Source organism: Bacteroides sp. OF04-15BH, assembly GCF_003477995.1.
In the GTDB taxonomy this organism is placed as follows: domain Bacteria; phylum Bacteroidota; class Bacteroidia; order Bacteroidales; family Bacteroidaceae; genus Paraprevotella.
The window spans coordinates 181,980-197,269 of the sequence record NZ_QUEM01000002.1 but is presented as its reverse complement, the minus strand read 5'-3'; the positions used below and the strand labels follow the sequence as shown (position 1 = coordinate 197,269).

16 protein-coding genes and 1 tRNA gene are annotated in these 15,290 nt (G+C 47.4%); 6 read left to right on the top strand and 11 right to left on the bottom strand.

Annotated elements, in window-relative coordinates; genetic code table 11:
* Positions 1 to 482: 482 nt before the first annotated feature.
* The gene (locus DXA74_RS01790) at positions 483 to 1,436 is read right to left on the bottom strand and encodes an NAD-dependent epimerase/dehydratase family protein (RefSeq protein WP_118525108.1); all 954 of its coding nucleotides are present in this window, start codon (positions 1,434 to 1,436) and stop codon (positions 483 to 485) included.
* Between the two features lie 146 nt (positions 1,437 to 1,582).
* On the opposite strand from DXA74_RS01790, the gene kbl reads away from it, so the two are divergent.
* Positions 1,583 to 2,773: a glycine C-acetyltransferase gene (kbl, locus tag DXA74_RS01785; RefSeq protein ID WP_118525107.1), complete on the top strand. Its 1,191-nt coding sequence runs from the start codon at positions 1,583 to 1,585 to the stop codon at positions 2,771 to 2,773.
* A gap of 79 nt (positions 2,774 to 2,852) precedes the next feature.
* Here the strand turns inward: kbl and DXA74_RS01780 are convergent, their stop codons facing one another.
* A complete protein-coding gene (locus tag DXA74_RS01780) occupies positions 2,853 to 4,325 on the bottom strand; it encodes an rRNA cytosine-C5-methyltransferase (protein ID WP_118525106.1) in 1,473 nt (490 codons plus the stop codon).
* 93 nt (positions 4,326 to 4,418) lie between these two features.
* Between DXA74_RS01780 and DXA74_RS01775 the strand changes: the two genes are divergently transcribed.
* From DXA74_RS01775 to DXA74_RS16510, 4 genes are all read left to right on the top strand, one after another.
* Complete coding sequence (locus DXA74_RS01775; RefSeq protein WP_118525105.1) at positions 4,419 to 5,063, top strand: hypothetical protein; 645 nt, start codon at positions 4,419 to 4,421, stop codon at positions 5,061 to 5,063.
* Between the two features lie 108 nt (positions 5,064 to 5,171).
* Complete coding sequence (locus DXA74_RS01770) at positions 5,172 to 5,966, top strand: thymidylate synthase (RefSeq protein ID WP_118525104.1); 795 nt, start codon at positions 5,172 to 5,174, stop codon at positions 5,964 to 5,966.
* Positions 5,967 to 5,984: 18 nt separating this feature from the next.
* Positions 5,985 to 6,479 carry a dihydrofolate reductase gene (locus DXA74_RS01765; RefSeq protein WP_199666057.1) on the top strand — a complete coding sequence of 165 codons (495 nt, stop codon included), beginning with the start codon at positions 5,985 to 5,987 and terminating at the stop codon, positions 6,477 to 6,479.
* A 111-nt stretch (positions 6,480 to 6,590) separates the two neighbouring features.
* Complete coding sequence (locus DXA74_RS16510; protein WP_233550409.1) at positions 6,591 to 7,652, top strand: AraC family transcriptional regulator; 1,062 nt, start codon at positions 6,591 to 6,593, stop codon at positions 7,650 to 7,652.
* Positions 7,653 to 8,218: 566 nt separating this feature from the next.
* Here DXA74_RS16510 and DXA74_RS01755 read toward each other — a convergent pair.
* The 9 genes from DXA74_RS01755 to DXA74_RS01715 all read right to left on the bottom strand — a co-directional run bounded on the left by DXA74_RS01755 (position 8,219) and on the right by DXA74_RS01715 (position 14,111).
* A complete protein-coding gene (locus tag DXA74_RS01755) occupies positions 8,219 to 8,746 on the bottom strand; it encodes an Lrp/AsnC family transcriptional regulator (RefSeq protein WP_118525102.1) in 528 nt (175 codons plus the stop codon).
* Positions 8,747 to 8,868: 122 nt separating this feature from the next.
* Complete coding sequence (locus DXA74_RS01750) at positions 8,869 to 9,327, bottom strand: biopolymer transporter ExbD (protein ID WP_118525101.1); 459 nt, start codon at positions 9,325 to 9,327, stop codon at positions 8,869 to 8,871.
* Positions 9,327 to 9,917, bottom strand: coding sequence for a biopolymer transporter ExbD (locus DXA74_RS01745; protein WP_118525100.1), 591 nt, complete (start codon positions 9,915 to 9,917; stop codon positions 9,327 to 9,329). Before DXA74_RS01745 ends, DXA74_RS01750 begins: the two co-directional genes overlap by 1 nt.
* Positions 9,918 to 9,952: 35 nt before the next feature.
* Positions 9,953 to 10,444: a hypothetical protein gene (locus DXA74_RS01740; RefSeq protein WP_118525099.1), complete on the bottom strand. Its 492-nt coding sequence runs from the start codon at positions 10,442 to 10,444 to the stop codon at positions 9,953 to 9,955.
* A gap of 6 nt (positions 10,445 to 10,450) precedes the next feature.
* Positions 10,451 to 11,263 carry a MotA/TolQ/ExbB proton channel family protein gene (locus DXA74_RS01735; RefSeq protein ID WP_118525098.1) on the bottom strand — a complete coding sequence of 271 codons (813 nt, stop codon included), beginning with the start codon at positions 11,261 to 11,263 and terminating at the stop codon, positions 10,451 to 10,453.
* A 45-nt stretch (positions 11,264 to 11,308) separates the two neighbouring features.
* Positions 11,309 to 11,396: transfer RNA gene (locus DXA74_RS01730), tRNA-Ser, on the bottom strand.
* Between the two features lie 173 nt (positions 11,397 to 11,569).
* Positions 11,570 to 12,358, bottom strand: coding sequence for a TatD family hydrolase (locus DXA74_RS01725; protein ID WP_118525097.1), 789 nt, complete (start codon positions 12,356 to 12,358; stop codon positions 11,570 to 11,572).
* A gap of 2 nt (positions 12,359 to 12,360) precedes the next feature.
* Positions 12,361 to 13,335, bottom strand: a complete 975-nt coding sequence (locus DXA74_RS01720; RefSeq protein ID WP_118525096.1) for a polyprenyl synthetase family protein — start codon at positions 13,333 to 13,335, stop codon at positions 12,361 to 12,363.
* 59 nt (positions 13,336 to 13,394) lie between these two features.
* Entirely contained in the window at positions 13,395 to 14,111 is a 717-nt protein-coding gene (locus DXA74_RS01715) for an energy transducer TonB (protein WP_118525095.1), read from the bottom strand.
* A 197-nt stretch (positions 14,112 to 14,308) separates the two neighbouring features.
* Here DXA74_RS01715 and porQ point away from each other — a divergent pair, with 197 nt between their 5' ends.
* Positions 14,309 to 15,283: a type IX secretion system protein PorQ gene (gene porQ / locus DXA74_RS01710; RefSeq protein WP_118525094.1), complete on the top strand. Its 975-nt coding sequence runs from the start codon at positions 14,309 to 14,311 to the stop codon at positions 15,281 to 15,283.
* Positions 15,284 to 15,290: the final 7 nt, after the last annotated feature.

Below are 15,290 nucleotides of genomic sequence, written 5' to 3'. Positions count from 1 at the left end.
ATGCAAGGCTGTGCTTCGGGATGCTTTTTTGGTATCTTTATGCAGACTGTCCCCCGACATATACGGTCTGGAACGTATTTTTATGCAGCATCCAGAGGTGCGGATGCCTCTTCCCGCCTCTATCGGGAAACAAAAACACCGGCATGATTTTATCCTGGCATCAGCATGACTCCTTCATTTCATCACAATAATCCCCAAAACGGCCTCAAAAGTCCTGTCCGGAAGAATCCCGCAAACAAGGATACTTTTTTACAAGAAGCAGTGCATCAATACCTTACAGCCCCAAAGCCTCTGAGCCTTGAAAAAACAACGGCCGGTGGCCGTCCCTTCCCAAAATCAGCAGTCTGAACGACTGCCGGAATGCAAGAACTTACATTCTGACAAATCGTAAGCCGGCTCCCCGCAGGGCAGAGCACGAAAAAAGGGTATCGGAAATCCCGATACCCTTACTTTTCTGTATCTTAATAAATGCCTGATGCAGATTATTTGCCGAAACGAACCTTCAGTTTCTCAATCATATCCTTAGTCATGGCATCCAAGTCATACTCAGGCTTCCAACCCCACTCTTCGCGAGCGCAAGTGTCGTCCAAGGAGTTTGGCCAAGATTCTGCAATAGTCTGACGCAAAGGATCTACCTCGTACTCCATCTTGAAGTCTGGGATATACTCCTGAATCTTCTTGTAGATAGTCTCCGGCTCGAAGCTCATAGATGCGATGTTGAATGAGTTGCGGTGAACGAACTTAGAAGGATCAGCCTCCATGATTTCAACAGCTGCACGCAAAGCATCCGGCATGTACATCATATCCATATAAGTACCGGCAGCGATCGGACATTTGAAAGTCTCGCCCTTAACGGCTGAGTAATAAATGTCAACAGCATAGTCGGTAGTACCACCTCCCGGAGGAGTTACGTAAGAAATCAGTCCCGGGAAACGAACGGAACGGGTATCCACACCGAAACGGATGTTGTAGTAGTCGCTCAACAACTCACCGGAAACCTTAGTCACACCATACATGGTGCGCGGGTTACGGATTGTATCCTGCGGAGTGTTGTCCTTTGGAGTGTTGTTACCAAACACACCGATAGAACTTGGAGTAAACACGGCACACTTCATTTCGCGTGCTACCTCCAATACATTGAACAAACCGCCCATACCAATCTTCCAGGCCAACTGTGGCTTAGCTTCTGCAACGGCAGACAACAAGGCAGCCAGGTTGTAGATGGTGTCGATCTTGTACTTGGAAACGGTCTCGGCAATCTGCTGCTCGTTGGTGATATCTACGATGGCGCTCGGACCAGACTCTTTCAGTTCTCCTGTTGGTTCTGCACCCGGAATGTAACCGGCAACGATGTTACCATTATACAGTCCTCTCAATTTCATGGTCAACTCAGAACCGATCTGGCCGGTTGAACCGATAATCAATACATTTTTCATGCTTTATTGTTTCTTGATAACTAAAAAAATCAGATGCACAAAGATAGTATATTATTCTTGATTTTTTCTGATAATATTCGGGAGATTTTATTCGATATTTCAAAAAAAAATGAGACCTTTGCATAGAGATCCTAATATTAACATATATGTACGGTAAATTTAAAGACTTTTTGGCTCAAGAATTAGCCAATATCGAGGCTGCAGGCCTCTACAAGAAAGAGCGTATTATCACAACTCCACAGCGCGCTGACATCAAGGTCAACGCTGGAGAAGGTGTTTTGAACTTCTGTGCCAACAACTACCTGGGCCTTTCAGACAATACCCGCCTGATCGAGGCTGCCAAGGCAGCTATGGACAGCCATGGTTATGGAATGTCTTCTGTACGTTTCATTTGCGGTACACAGGATTTGCACAAACAGCTCGAAGCAGCTATTTCTGACTACTTCAAGACTGAAGATACAATCCTTTATGCAGCTTGTTTCGACGCCAACGGCGGTTTGTTCGAGCCTCTGTTGACCGATCAGGATACCATCATCTCTGACTCTCTGAACCACGCTTCTATCATCGACGGTGTACGTCTGTGCAAGGCTAAGCGCTATCGTTATGCCAACGCCGACATGGCCGATCTGGAGCGTTGCCTGCAGGAAGCTCAGGCTCAGCGTTTCCGTATCATTGCTACCGACGGTGTGTTCTCTATGGACGGTAACGTGGCTCCTATGGACAAGATCTGTGATCTGGCCGAGAAATACGATGCATTGGTAATGGTTGACGAGTCTCACTCTGCCGGTGTGGTTGGTCCTACCGGTCACGGTGTTGCCGAGCAGTTCGACGTTTACGGTCGTGTAGACATCTTCACCGGTACATTGGGTAAAGCCTTCGGTGGTGCCATGGGTGGTTTCACAACCGGTAAGAAGGAAATTATCGACATGTTGCGTCAGCGCTCTCGTCCTTACTTGTTCTCTAACTCTGTAGCTCCTGCCATCGTAGGTGCCAGCATCGAGATGTTCAAGATTCTGAAGGAGAGCAACGCTCTGCACGACAAGTTGATGGAGAACGTAAACTATTTCCGCGACAAGATGATCGCTGCCGGTTTCGACATCAAGCCGACTCAGAGCGCCATCTGCGCCGTAATGCTTTACGATGCGAAACTGTCTCAGGACTTCGCTGCCAAGATGCAGGAAGAGGGTATCTATGTAACCGGTTTCTACTATCCGGTAGTTCCGAAGGATCAGGCCCGTATCCGTGTTCAGCTGTCAGCCGGTCACGAGCGCGAGCATCTGGACCGTGCCATCGCTGCATTCATCAAGGTGGGCAAGGAACTGAACGTGATCAAGTAATCCACTCAGGAAGCATAAAAGAAAAAATCTCCATTCCGGCTGAGCCGGAATGGAGATTTTTCTTTTGTATCTGCTATAGTTATGGGAACAACACCGAGCAGGGAGTGACGTATCCGCTGCGGATGCGCCAGGCATCGGGATAGAGATTGTTGGCGCGGTTTCCAATCTGCTTGGCAAAGCCGAGCGGGAAATTCCGGTAGGTGAGCATCACAAATCCTTTCGGAGTATCTGCCGGAAGAACCAGAGCTTCCTTGCGCAGATAGGCCACAGCCTGTTCATAACTCAACTCTACCTGTGGAAAACTGTCCCGGCAACAGGCCCGGTTCAGAGCCAGTCCGTGACGCGGCACCCAGTCGCGCCCCTTCAGTTCGGCCACCGGTACACCACAGTGCATCACCGTCAGGCATTCTTTTACGGCTCGGCAGGCATCGGCCCATTCTTTCGGAACGGCCGAGATTTGCGTGTCTTCCGCCAGCCACTCCCAGTCGCTGCCCGAAAGCCAGCCGGAAAGTGTAATCAGCTCACTGGCCGAAATCTCATTTCTTCCCTTATTCTTATCTTTCTTATCGGGCTTTCCCTTTTTTGCGGCCTTACGGGGCAGGCAGGCACGCCATCCGTCCTCGGCTTCCTCACACTGTCCGTGCTTGCGCAAAACGGCCAGGAAGAACCCTTCGCCACGTGTCCAGCCGGGCAGGAAATGATACACGGGCAGGTTGCTGCCGGTAAGATCGCCTTGAATGCCCCACTCTTCGGCACAAGGCACCGGTATCAGATCGGCTCCCAGTTCACGGGCTATCCAGGCTACATTGTCTTCGTCTTCGAGTGCGTTGAAAGTGCAGGTGCTGTAAATCAGATAACCGCCGGGCTTCAGAGCCGGCCAGATGTCGGCAATGATGGAGCGCTGGCGCTTCCAGCAGAGTTCCACATTCTCCGGACTCCAGTCGGCAATGGCGCCTTCGTCCTTACGGAACATACCTTCTCCGGAGCAGGGCACATCAGTCACCACCACATCGAACAGATGCTCCAAAGCCGAGAAATCGGCCGGATAACCGTTGGTCACCATACAGGCAGGATCGCCCCACTTCATCATATTTTCAGAAAGTACCTGAGCACGGGGACGCATCGGCTCATTGCTGACCAGAAAACTTCCCTCGGGCAGCAAACTGCGCAAATGGGTGGACTTGCCACCGGGTGCAGCACACAGATCGAGCGCCATCAGCGGCTCCTGAAAACCGGCATCGGCCGACAGGGCGGCAAAGGCCTGCTCCAGAAACATGGAACCGGCTTCCTGCACATAGTAGGCACCGGCATGAAGCAGAGGGTCGAACGTAAAGGCCGGACGGTCTTTCAGATAATAACCGGTGCGGCACCAGGGTACAGCCACATCGGCCGACTGCGGCACCGGACATTCGTGTCCGCATCCTGCCAGTTTGCGACGGTTCAGACGAATGCTGACCTGCGGCTCGTCGGCCAGTCCCTGCTCCAATCGGCGGCAGGCTTCTTCGCCTATCAGGTGCGCCATATACTCAGTAAATGCTTTCGGTAAGTCCATATAGTTTGTTTTTATGCTGATATTTATTGATACAAAGATAGCATAAATGCCCTAAAAGATAGTATTTTTGCAACTAAATAAAACCAAGACGATATGAAAACGGAAATCTTCTCGAAACTGCCTGTATCTCTGCGTGTGTTGTTCTTGCTGGTCACTTGTCTGCTACCGATGGGCCTTGCCGCGCAGACGACAGCCGACCCAAATGACCCAGAGGAAGGTATCGTGGTATATTCCGACACGAGCGGAGTGACCACAAACAGCGATTATGTGCAGCCCGACACCAGTGCTCTCAGTCAGACGGACAGCATGCAGACAGCCGTCAATCTCTGGAATACTCTATTTTCTCAGGATCAGGATGCAGACAGCGGTGAGGATGGTTTCTTCCAGTCCGGACATCCGCTGATTTATCTTTTCCAGCACATGCTCGGAATCAGTCTGATATTAGGTATCATTCTGATCATTCTTTTTATCGGCATTCCGCTGCTGATCATCATCGGTCTGATTTATCTGATTCTGAAAATGACGCGCCCGGTTGTTCCGGTTGCCCGCCCCGGAGAACCGCCTCTCACCCCGGAAGAAATCGAAAATCTGAAGAAACAGCAAACCATCCGTCTGGCATCTGTCGGAGTGGCTCTGCTGCTGGTGGAATGGTTCTTCGGCATGGCTCATATCGTCGGCATCGTGGGTATCGTGCTGCTGTGCATTGCCGGCGGACAATGGCTCGGACGAAAAAGATAGACAGCCAACGGACATGAGGCAAAAGGTGATACAGGGAGCTCTTGTAGAAACAAACAAATAAATGTACCTTTGCAACAGAAACGATAAGAACATAATTACAATACATACATGAAACAATATCTTGACTTGCTCAACCGCATACTGACCGAGGGCACAGAAAAGAGTGACCGCACCGGTACGGGTACCATCAGTGTGTTCGGGCATCAGATGCGTTTTAATCTGGAAGAGGGTTTTCCGCTGCTCACCACCAAGAAGCTGCATCTGAAATCTATCATTTACGAACTGTTGTGGTTCCTGAAAGGAGATACAAACGTGAAGTATCTTCAGGACAACGGCGTGCGTATCTGGAACGAATGGGCCGACGAGAACGGCGATCTGGGTCACATCTACGGTTATCAGTGGCGCTCATGGCCGGATTATAAAGGGGGCTTCATCGATCAGATTCAGGAGGCTGTAGACACCATAAAAAACAATCCGGACTCACGGCGCATCATCGTCAGCGCCTGGAATGTGGGCGATCTGGATAATATGAATCTGCCACCGTGTCATGCCTTCTTCCAGTTTTATGTGGCCAACGGACGCCTGAGCCTGCAATTGTATCAGCGCAGCGCCGACACATTCCTGGGAGTTCCGTTCAACATTGCCTCTTATGCCTTGCTGCTGCAAATGATGGCACAGGTAACCGGACTCAAGGCGGGCGACTTCGTTCATACCTTGGGCGATACGCATATCTACAAGAATCACCTGGAACAGGTACAGCTCCAGCTGACTCGTACGCCGCGCCCGCTGCCACGCATGATTCTGAATCCGGACGTGAAGAACATCTTCGACTTCCAGTATGATGACTTCAAACTCGAAGGATATGACCCGTGGCCGCACATCGCCGGAAAAGTATCTGTTTAACCCCATGCTAATCACAAACTGCTTATGATGACCATCATTGCTGCCGTGGCTCAGAACAATGCCATCGGCTTTGAAAACAAACTGATATATTGGCTGCCGAATGACCAGAAAAGATTCAAGGCACTCACAACAGGACATACCATCATTATGGGCCGGAAGACTTTCGAGTCTCTGCCGAAAGGCGCCCTGCCCAACCGACGGAATATCGTGCTTTCACGACAGAGCACATTCACAGCGCCGGGAGCCGAGGTATTCCACTCTCTGGAAGAGGCTCTGAAGGCCTGTAAACCGGAAGAGGAACTGTTTATCATCGGCGGATCAAGCCTGTATCAGGAAGCACTCGGACAGGCAGACCGCCTTTGTCTGACTCATATCGAGAATACACCGGAGCAGGCGGATGCCTTCTTCCCGGAAATAGATAAAACGGTGTGGACCGTAGAAAACGAGGAAGCACACGATACGGACGAGAAGCATGAGTTCCGATATCGCTTCACGGACTATCTGCGCCGCTGATGCCACAAAAAGCCGTTTTTGGTTTGAGCAACTGAACTTGCAACCAAAAACGGCTTTCTCGACTAAACCAATCAAACTGGAACCCAAAACACTTTAAAAATCTGTTTGTTTATGATTCAAATTGTGCTTTGCCTGGAAATCGTTGCTTTCACCGCATTGGTTATGTCTGCAATATTTCTGGCCGTTGCTTATATCCCTCACGAACGGAAGGTCCTGAATGTGAAGCGCAGCAAAAATCTGGTCCAGCTGGCCTCTGTTCTTTTGGGCAGCAGCGGCATTGTGCTGGTGGCACAAAACTATCAGCTGCGCGACATCACTTTTTACGTTCAGGTCATGGCGCACATAGAAAGTGCGATCCTGATTCTGGCCATGATCTTGCTGTTGACCAAAAATTTCAATACCCAGAAATTCGTCTTCACGCAAAGTATCTGGATTGCCGCGTGCATCCTGATTCTATACGGTTATTACTATGTCTATAAGGGCAGCATACAGAATGGCTGGTATTACCTGCTGAACTGCATCTATATCATACAGTTCTTTTTCTATTTCTTCACCTATAAGCATTTGTTCGAAACCTGGAGAAACAAAAAATATCAGTACGGAAAGTATGGCAGTACCATCAAGTTTCTTTGGCTCCTGCTCAACCTGATGGCTACATTCGTGATGTCAATGCTGTTTTTCCCCAGCCGGACATTGTTCTCCGTGCTTATCGTATTTTACATTATTACGTTTATAACCTTTACCATCCTCTTTTATCGCTTGCTCATCATCCTGAACATAGCCGACTTTGAAAGGGAATATCAATACAATATGAAGGGACGGGACAAGGCCAGTACGCAAAAGAATATGGAAAGCGCACTGCAAGGATGGATCGAAAACAAGGGCTTTGTTGAAAGAAACATCACCATCACCACTCTGGCCAAGCAGCTGGGCACCAACCGCACCTATCTGTCGAATCATATTAATGAGAACTTCGGGGAGAATTTTAATACCTGGATCAATCAACTACGAATAAAGGAAGCTCAGGTTCTGCTAGAGGAAAGTAACCGTTCCCTGCATGAAATTGCAGATTCGGTAGGCTTCACAGACCTGCCTCACTTCAGCAGAACCTTCAAATCAGTCACAGGACAGTCTCCCTCTGCATGGAGAAAACAAAGTGGAAAAAGTGAATAAATATTCCAAAGTCCTGACAATCATTTAAAAACATTTACAAAATTCTTGTTGAAAGGTACAAATAGGGTCTCATTTTTGTTGTTTCGTACAATTATACAATAATATGAACTCATATTAAACATATATTTGCATCAACCAAATAATCCAAAACTGTATTATATGGTTTATAGAATGGAACTAATACAACCTGACGCATAAGGGTTGATTAATTCTAGAATTTGATTATACTTTCCTACATCGTTCGGTACTATCGTGAGATACTACCGAACATTTTGTTTTTATACCTCATGCTCCAAAAGCATGCCGCCCCAAAATGATCTTTTAAAAGTAAAGGCAAGGAAAGAACAGAATATCTTCGGAAAAAACAGCCCACACAGCATCTGGCAATATCAAGATATGGAATAAGAACTGCAGCAAACGCATTTTAAAGGCATCAGAAGCACGCAAAGAGGATCTGACCATGGGTAGATACCAGAAAAGAAAAAGACCTCAGCAGAACGTTTCTGCTGAGGTCTGACAATATACTTAGCTTTGAATCTGCTGACTCCAATAAAAGATGCGGAAGATTATTCAAGCTCCAGATCCTCGGTCTCATCATCTTCTCCACTTCTGCGCTCAGAATCCTTTGTCGCAATGTCTACAATAGGCATCTGACGGGAAAAGGCTTCGTGGAAGGAAATGATGGTTTCCGTACGTTGCAGGCCCAACGGCTGCAACTTGTCATGAATAATGCTCAGCATGTGGTTATTGTTGCGTGCATAGATTTTGATGAACATATCATAGTCTCCTGTAGTATAATGGCATTCTACCACCTCAGGAATCTGTTCCAAAGCAGCTACCACACGATCAAAGTCCGATGGGTCTTTCAGGAATAGCCCCATATAAGCACAAGTGTCATAACCGATTTTCTCGGGATCCAGAATGTATTGAGATCCTTTCAAGACACCCAGTTTTACGAGTTTCTGAATTCTCTGGTGAATGGCTGCACCAGAAACCCGACAAGCACGGGCCACCTCCAAAAACGGAATACGTGCGTTTGAGGCAATCATCTGAAGAATCTGCTCATCCAAGCTGTCTAAGTTTAAAGCTTTCATATTGTTACATTTTATAGATTACTACAAAAGTAGCAATTTTAGTAATACAATCACAAAAAAAAGGCATCTCCGATTAAGGAAATGCCTTTTTTTAATAATTATTTGAATAATCAACAAATTGCTTAATTACGTTTACTAGCTGAATAGTTGATCTTCAAAGCCCATGACTTACGCAATACCTGCTTGATATCAGTAATGATACCCATCTTGGTCTTCTGGTCTACCTTCAATGAGATCTGCTGTGCGGCCTGATCTGACATGCTTGCGCGCTCCTGTGCAACGAAATCCATGATTTCAGCTGGCTCTGCAAAGCGGTCGTTCAACTGAATACGGGTTCCTGAACCCATTGTGGCACGCAACTGATCTGTTGGAGGACCCACATAAATGAAAGATACTGCTGATTTCTTCTCCAGTTTCTCCAGTTCGGTACCGGCCGGAACGGTGAATTTCACCTTCAGCGTAACCTCACGCATTGTGGTTACAATCATAAAGAAGAACAGAATGGTAAAGATCAAGTCAGGAAGTGAAGATGTATTCATTTCGGGCATCTCTCTACTACCCTTTTTATTAAATCTGCTCATTACTTTTCTCCTCCATAATTTTTAGGTTCTGCCTCAGAGATCTTCTGCGGATAATAACCGCGGATAGCCTCCTGCTGCTCATCGGTACAGTTTGCATACAGTCTGCCGAATTTAGCTTTTGCCAACTCATCACGCAGTTCGTTGTAAGCACGTACCAATTCATTCTGAACCTGGAAGTACACATTATAGCTTGTACCACGGTCGGTCTGTACAGAAATCACATGTTTGTCGGTTACCGCGCACATACCCAGCAATGGGATGTTTTTGGCATGTTTCTCTGGCAATGACGGTGAGTTGTTCGGATTCTGAACAAATTCCTTTGCACGTTCGCAAAGCTGATCCAAAGCGATAAAGTCACCGTTTACCATCAAATTACCGGCAGAGTTGATTTTTACGTTCAGTACGTTTCTTTCCTTTACATCGATTTCAGCTTCGTTCTGTTCGTCCTCTGGTGGAGGCGGAAGGCGGCGAACCAAACCCATGTCAGTATCCATAGAAGTGGTCACCAGGAAGAAAATCAGCAAAATGAAAGAAATGTCCGCAGTAGAACTCGCGTTCAAACCAGGTACTGATCTTTTTTTCTTTGCCATTTAATTTTTAGTTTTATAAATTGAAAACGATGTTGTTATTTCTTTTGTGCGCTCTTCTTAACGATACCTGACATATTAACCACAACAGCGATTGCAGCTACAGCCATCAGGATATAGATAGAGATGATGAACATATCCACCACTGAAACCATGGCACCGCTGGTTACGTTACCGTCAGCAGCTGTAAAGTCAGGCTCATTCAGATTGGTCAGCAAGCCAACGGCCAAAGAACCAACCAACAGAACTACAGATATAAAACTAATCTTGCCACCGGGAACACCACTCAGGTTCTCACCTGAAGCTCCCATACCGTCTTTAATGCTCTTAATTGCGCTCCATACAGCCAGCACGGCAGTTACACCGATCAGCACGTACATGAGGTAAATAACAGCCTCGGTACATTTGGGCTCATTGTAATCGCCCATTGGGTTGTCATAACCGTACAAGAAGAAGAATGCGAATACAACCAGGATGATTGCAATGCAGACATTCAGGACGGTTCTAGACAATTTTTCTGTCTTTATCATGATTTATTATTTTTTCAAGTTATACTTCATACACATATCCAACAGAGAGATTGTAGCCTCTTCCATGTGAGAGGTGATAGTCTCGATCTTAGACAGGATATAGTTGTAGAAAATCTGCAGGATCAAAGCAACCACGATACCGAAGATAGTAGTAATCAAGGCCACCTTCATACCACCGGCAACAACTGTCGGAGAGATATCACCAGCCTGCTGGATCTGGTCGAACGCCATAACCATACCGATCACAGTTCCCAAGAATCCCAAAGACGGAGCCATGGCGATGAACAGTGTGATCCATGAGCAACCCTGCTCCAAGTAGCTTGACTGTACGCTTCCGTAAGCAACAACTGAACGCTCAACGTTTTCGATACCCTCGTCGATACGCATCAGACCCTGATAGCAGATAGAAGCAACAGGACCACGAGTGTTGCGGCATACTTCCTTAGCACCTTCTACATCACCAGCTGACAACTTCTCTTCCAAAGAAGCCAACAGTTTCTTCACGTTGATTTCTGCCAAGCTCAAGTAGATGATACGCTCGATACAGAAAGCCAAACCCAATACCAATGCAATGGCTACCAATGACATAAAGCCAGCGTCACCTTCGATAAACTTAGTCTTCAACTCTTTGTGGAGACCACCTTCTTCTACGATAGGCTCCTGAGCGATTTCTTCTGAAACAGCAGCAGCTGTATCAACAACAGTTGTGTCAACGGCAGCTGAATCTACGGCAGCTGAGTCGGCCTGAGCCATCATCGACTGAGTCGCACCAAATGCAAAGACTCCCATCATCGCAATAATTGCAAATAACTTTTTCATTGTGTGTCTAATTTTTTAAGATTATTAATTGTTTTATATTTATCGCGGAGAGAGGGGGATTCGAACCCCCGATACGCTTTTGACGTACACACGCTTTCCAGGCGTGCCTCTTCAGCCACTCGAGCATCTCTCCTTTAACTGAAAATGTTCAAAAAAAATGCTACATTCTCAAAACGGGTGCAAATTACAAAAAAAATGCGATATGCAAGCGAAATCAGGTGCAAAAATATTCTTTTTTTGTTCTTATCCACTATTCCACAAAGAAAAATTTGCGTTAACTTATGAAATATTTCTTTTTTTCCTTTTTTAAGCTTCCACCCGGTCAAATATTTTCAGTGCCGTGGCAGCAGTGTGCCGTATAATTTCGTTCTCATCCACCCCGTAAATCTGGCTCAATTTCTGAACGACCTGAGGCAGATAACCACTTTCATTGCGCTTGCCCCGATAAGGCACCGGAGCCAGATAAGGCGAATCGGTTTCGAGCACCAGACGATGCAAAGGAACCACCGTCTGCAAGGTTGCCGGCAAATCGGATTTCTTGAAAGTCACGATGCCGTTTATGCCCAAGGCAAAATCCTTGAACGCAAGCAGCTCTTCGGCTTCTTCGACGGTACCAACAAAGCTATGGAAAACGCCCCGCAGCGGTTCTCCGCGATAGACATCCAGCACGCGCACCAGATCGGCATGTGCGGAACGGCTGTGAATCATCAGCGGCAAGTCGTACTTCAGAGCAAGCTGTACCTGAAAGTCGAAAGCTGCCAGCTGTTCCTTTTTCATACTGTCGTCCCAGTAATAGTCCAGTCCCACCTCACCGATACCAATATAAGGATGTCCCGGTGCCGCCACCAGTTTCTCCATGCGCTGAAGCACTTCCCGGTAGTCCTGCCCCAAATCCGTAGGATGCAGCCCCATCATCGGATACAGGAAACCGGGATTTTTCTCCACCAGACGATTCATGGCCGCGATGCTGGGCTCATCAATATTCGGCAGGAAAATCTTACCCACTCCATTTTGACGGGCCCGTTCGAGCACCTGGTCTATATCTTCTGAAAACTCCTCACCATAAAGATGAGCGTGTGTGTCGATAATATACATAATTATACGTCGCGGTCCAGCAAAGTAAGTACAAACTGTTTCAGACCCTCTTTTTTCTCTTCGGGCAGAGCTACCTTTTCGAGCAGTTGCAGGGCTTCTTCAAAGTAGGCATTGATCTTTTCGTTGCAGCATCCCGGTACACCCACCGCATCATAGATGGCGCGTACCGAAGAGATTTTCTCCTCTTCTACATAAGATTTGCAGTCAATCCAGCTTTTCAGGATGCGGCGCTGCTCTTCGTCGGCAAGTTCGAAAGCCTTGATCAGCATATAGGTCTTCTTGTTGCAAAGGATATCTCCTCCGATTTTCTTACCGAATTTTTCAGGATCACCGTAAACATCCAGATAATCATCCTGCAACTGGAAAGCCAGACCGACTTTCTCACCGAACTGATACAGCAAGTCGGAATCCTTTGCCTCTGCCCCACCGGTCAGGGCACCGATTTTCAAGGCGCAAGCCAACAGGACGGAAGTTTTCAGACGGATCATTTCGATGTATTCGTCCTCGGTAACATCGTTACGTTCCTCAAAGTCAATGTCATACTGTTGTCCCTCTCCGATTTCAAGAGCGGTGCGGGTAAACAGGTCGAGCACGGCGGCCAGATGTTCAGCCGGTGCCTGCTGCATCATGGAATAAGCCAACACCAACATGGAATCTCCACTGAGGATAGCCGTATTCTCATTCCATTTCTTATGCACGGTAAGATGACCACGGCGCATATCGGCATGGTCCATCAGGTCATCATGCAGCAGGGTATAGTTATGATAAGTCTCCAGACCCAAAGCCAACGGCACGATGCGTTCGAGATCCTCACGATAAAGGTTATAGGCCATGAGCATGAGCACCGGACGGAGGCGCTTGCCTCCCATAGACAGGACATAACGGATAGGATCGTAGAGTCCGGCCGGTGTGGCCTTGATATTCATCTTTTCAACCTGCTCTCTGACAAAAGCGATTATTTCTTTTGAAGTATACATAAGCGAAACATTAATGATTAAAAAAAGGCTGCACAAGGCAGCCTTTGATTTTTCCTATATTACTGTAAGCGGAATGTTACCGGCAAAGAGAATTTCACACGTACTGGTTTTCCACCCTGACGACCAGGCTTCCAGCGTGGCATCATCTTCAACACGCGCTCAGCTTCTTTTGACAAATATGGATCCGGGCTTCTTACGATTGTGATATCCACGATAGAACCGTCCTTATTTACCACGAAGGTTGCGATAACACGTCCCTGAATATTCTGTTCTACACAGATTGGCGGATACTTGATGTTTTCCTGCAACCATTTCATACAAGCGGCATCACCACCCGGGAATTCCGGATTCTGCTCAGCCATGTTATAAATGGTTTCATCTTCTACAGCCTCTACTACAGGACCGACAGGACCAGTAGGACCTGTTGAAGCCACACCACCGGTACCGGTTACAGGGGCGATAGCCTGATTCATTTCCTCAGAACTTTCTACCTCTTCCTCTACCAGTTCGGTCTCGTTGTCCACGATGTTCAGGATTTCGGCAATCTTAGGAGCAGCTGCTGGAGGAGGAGCCATAACTTCAGGTTGTTTTGAGATTGGAATCATGTCTTCCTCAATGGCTGCGGAGAATACGGGTTCCACCTCTACAACTTTCTTTTCGCGCTGTGTCCATTCGAACGCAACGAAGATAGCAGCAAGAACAATCACATAGCCAATCAACATGCTGGTGCTTTTCTTACCTTCAAGATCTGCTTTCTGCGATTTTTTTATTTCCATAATATATTTTATTTTTACTTATTCGTCTTAACGTGGCAAATGTAGCACATTTTTTTATTTTAAGATACTGAAATCCTCTTTTTTTTTTCGGCAAGCGCATTCTTTTTTATTTTTTCGGGTATCTGACACCCTAAACTCCTTTTTTCTACGTTATATTTTAAAAAAGATGTATCTTTGACCACAAAATTAGAATGATAATGAAAAAAACTGGCTGTCTACTTTTCGGAATACTTCTGCCCCTGTTTGCCCAGGCACAGGAGGCTTCCAGCGTTTTTAATTTTCTGAAGCAGCCGGCATCGGCTCATGCCACGGCACTGGGCGGACCGGCCGTTTCGCTCATCGAAGACGATGCTTCGCTGGTTTTTCTCAATCCGGCTCTCTCGTCGGCCGTTTCCGACAATACCATCAATCTGAACTTCATGACTTATATGCAGGGTTCCAAAAGCGGAAGCGCCGCCTATATCCGCACTGCAGGCGAACGGAACACCTGGGGGGTGCTGGCGCAGTTCAGCAACTATGGCAAAATTACCGAAACCAATGAAGAAGGTATCGAAGGGGGCACACTCTCATCGCTCGACATGGCTCTCGGCGGAGTCTATTCTTACCTGTTCAATGACTATTGGGCGGGCGGTGTCACCGGAAAATTCATCTACTCCGGTCTGGCGGGCTACCAGTCTATCGGTCTGGCCGTCGATCTGGGACTGAACTATTATAATGAAGATGCCGATTTCTCGCTCTCGGCAGTGGCCAGCAATGTGGGCGGCCAGGTGAAAGCCTATAACGACCAGTTCGAACGGATTCCGTTTGACTTGTCTGTGGGATTCACCAAGGGAATGAACCATGCCCCGGTGCGTGTCACCGTAACGATGAACGACCTGACCCGCTGGAACTATAAATATTATTACAATCCGGAAGGAAAGGAAAAGTTCGGCACCATGCTGCTCAATCACTTCAGTCTGGGTGTCGACATCACACCGTCCAACTCCTTTTATCTGTCGGCCGGCTATAACTTCCGCCGCGCTGCGGAGATGAAGGAAGCCGGCAAGTCGCACGGCGCCGGTCTGTCGTTCGGAGGCGGACTGATGCTCCAGCGCTTCAAACTGGGCGTGGCCTATGCCCAATACCATGTATCCACACCAACCCTGGTATTCAATGTGTCTTATCAACTATAAATAGAAA

What these genes read in the sequence shown, in the direction of transcription:
- DXA74_RS01755 (WP_118525102.1), bottom strand. Translation starts at nt 8,746, where the DNA reads ATGAAAGCTTTAAACTTAGACAGCTTGGATGAGCAGATTCTTCAGATG.
- kbl (WP_118525107.1), top strand. Translation starts at nt 1,583, where the DNA reads ATGTACGGTAAATTTAAAGACTTTTTGGCTCAAGAATTAGCCAATATC.
- DXA74_RS01780 (WP_118525106.1), bottom strand. Translation starts at nt 4,325, where the DNA reads ATGGACTTACCGAAAGCATTTACTGAGTATATGGCGCACCTGATAGGC.
- DXA74_RS01735 (WP_118525098.1), bottom strand. Translation starts at nt 11,263, where the DNA reads ATGAAAAAGTTATTTGCAATTATTGCGATGATGGGAGTCTTTGCATTT.
- DXA74_RS16510 (WP_233550409.1), top strand. Translation starts at nt 6,591, where the DNA reads ATGATTCAAATTGTGCTTTGCCTGGAAATCGTTGCTTTCACCGCATTG.
- DXA74_RS01790 (WP_118525108.1), bottom strand. Translation starts at nt 1,436, where the DNA reads ATGAAAAATGTATTGATTATCGGTTCAACCGGCCAGATCGGTTCTGAG.
- porQ (WP_118525094.1), top strand. Translation starts at nt 14,309, where the DNA reads ATGAAAAAAACTGGCTGTCTACTTTTCGGAATACTTCTGCCCCTGTTT.
- DXA74_RS01725 (WP_118525097.1), bottom strand. Translation starts at nt 12,358, where the DNA reads ATGTATATTATCGACACACACGCTCATCTTTATGGTGAGGAGTTTTCA.
- DXA74_RS01715 (WP_118525095.1), bottom strand. Translation starts at nt 14,111, where the DNA reads ATGGAAATAAAAAAATCGCAGAAAGCAGATCTTGAAGGTAAGAAAAGC.
- DXA74_RS01720 (WP_118525096.1), bottom strand. Translation starts at nt 13,335, where the DNA reads ATGTATACTTCAAAAGAAATAATCGCTTTTGTCAGAGAGCAGGTTGAA.
- DXA74_RS01745 (WP_118525100.1), bottom strand. Translation starts at nt 9,917, where the DNA reads ATGGCAAAGAAAAAAAGATCAGTACCTGGTTTGAACGCGAGTTCTACT.
- DXA74_RS01750 (WP_118525101.1), bottom strand. Translation starts at nt 9,327, where the DNA reads ATGAGCAGATTTAATAAAAAGGGTAGTAGAGAGATGCCCGAAATGAAT.
- DXA74_RS01740 (WP_118525099.1), bottom strand. Translation starts at nt 10,444, where the DNA reads ATGATAAAGACAGAAAAATTGTCTAGAACCGTCCTGAATGTCTGCATT.
- DXA74_RS01775 (WP_118525105.1), top strand. Translation starts at nt 4,419, where the DNA reads ATGAAAACGGAAATCTTCTCGAAACTGCCTGTATCTCTGCGTGTGTTG.
- DXA74_RS01770 (WP_118525104.1), top strand. Translation starts at nt 5,172, where the DNA reads ATGAAACAATATCTTGACTTGCTCAACCGCATACTGACCGAGGGCACA.